The sequence below is a fragment of the Micromonospora sp. KC721 genome (assembly GCF_004348355.1).
Taxonomy (GTDB): domain Bacteria; phylum Actinomycetota; class Actinomycetes; order Mycobacteriales; family Micromonosporaceae; genus Micromonospora.
In genome coordinates, this window is sequence record NZ_SMJY01000390.1 from 1 (window position 1) to 1350 (window position 1350).

1 protein-coding gene is annotated in these 1350 nt (G+C 73.8%); it reads left to right on the top strand.

Features of this window, described 5'->3' with window-relative positions:
* Nucleotides 1–505 precede the first annotated feature (505 nt).
* Nucleotides 506–1135 (top strand): TetR/AcrR family transcriptional regulator, encoded by a 630-nt coding sequence (locus E1182_RS30570; RefSeq protein ID WP_132271196.1) that lies wholly within the window; start codon nucleotides 506–508, stop codon nucleotides 1133–1135.
* The last annotated feature ends 215 nt before the right edge of the window (nucleotides 1136–1350 follow it).

The following is a 1350-nucleotide window of genomic DNA, read 5'->3' on the forward strand; positions in this document are numbered from 1 at the left end:
GTGACGGCGTGGGGTGGGGCGGGCCGGTCGCTCCGACCGACCCGGTGTCTTGGCCGCCGGCGCGGCGCCGACCTTCCAGGTGACCGATCGCCCGTCGACCGTGTCGTCGGCGTTGCCGGTCAACGCCACCGGGAACTGTGCGGCCAGCATCGCGAGGCACACCCCGACCTGGTACGTTCTGCCGCTTCCGGATGCCGCCTTGATGCAAGCAGTGTGGGCGATGGCGACCATGACCAGCAGTCAATGATCAGTCACAGCGATGTCGCCGATCTTACCGGCCCGCTCCCGTTCGCTGGCGCCGGAAAATGAGCGTGGTCGATAATCCGAGAGTCGGGCCGAGGTGCCGCACGGTTCACCCGCCAGCCCGACCGGTGCAGGGCCGGCGCGGCGGCTCAAGCGCCGATGCCGCTGCCGACGACCACCGCGTGTCCGTCCATCCCGACCGGCCTTCTGCGGATGTGGAAGATCAGACTACAGGCATGGAACATGGCGGAGGTGGCACAGGATGAACGCTCGCAGCGCGCGGATCGCGTCGCTGGCCGACGCGGCGATCACGCTGCTCGCCGAGGGCGGCATGCGGGCGCTCACCCACCGGGCGGTGGACGCCCGGGCCGGAGTGCCGCTCGGCACCACCTCGGCGTACCTGCGCACGCGGCAGGCGCTGATCGAAGCGGTGGTGCGGCGCCTGGCCGAGCTGGACCGGGTCGACCTGACCGAGCGGGAACTGCCCACCGGGGCGCCGCTACCGGGCCCGCCGCCCCGGCTGACCGCCGCCGACCTCGACCGGCTCGCCGTCGGCACCGCCGAGGTGCTCGACCGGTGGCTCACCACCGGCCGCGACCGCGCCCTCGCCCGGTACGCCTGCCTGCTGGAGGCCGTCCACCGTCCTGAACTGCGGCCCATCCTGGAGCACGGCACCGCACTGCGGGAACAGGCCCGGGCGCTGCTGGCCGGCGCCGGGGCGACCGACCCACGGCGGCAGGGTGACCGTTTCGTTGCCTTCGTCGACGGGCTGCTCTTCGACCGGCTGGTGGGTGCCGGGGCGCTCAGCGCCCCACCGCCCGGCAGCCCGGAGAGCCGCGCGGACCTGCGGGCGGCCGTCCGTACCCTGTTGCACGCCTTCACCGGCACCTGACCGGGCCGGCGAGATCCTCCGGCCGAAACCGGGGCGCCGTCGTGCGGAACTGTCACCCCTTGTCCCAGAAGGGCGATGGGCAGCCGTCTTCACGGCGAACCGCACCACCACAAGGCGTACGCGGCGCGGGCCGCCGGGGGCTGGCGAAGCTGACCCGCCGGGCCCGGCTACGGTGGGGCCCGAGCTGGTGGGAGGGGGCGGCGATGCTCCGGTGG

Excerpts from the sequence above, each read along its gene's own strand:
- E1182_RS30570 (WP_132271196.1), top strand. The coding sequence starts at position 506 with ATGAACGCTCGCAGCGCGCGGATCGCGTCGCTGGCCGACGCGGCGATC.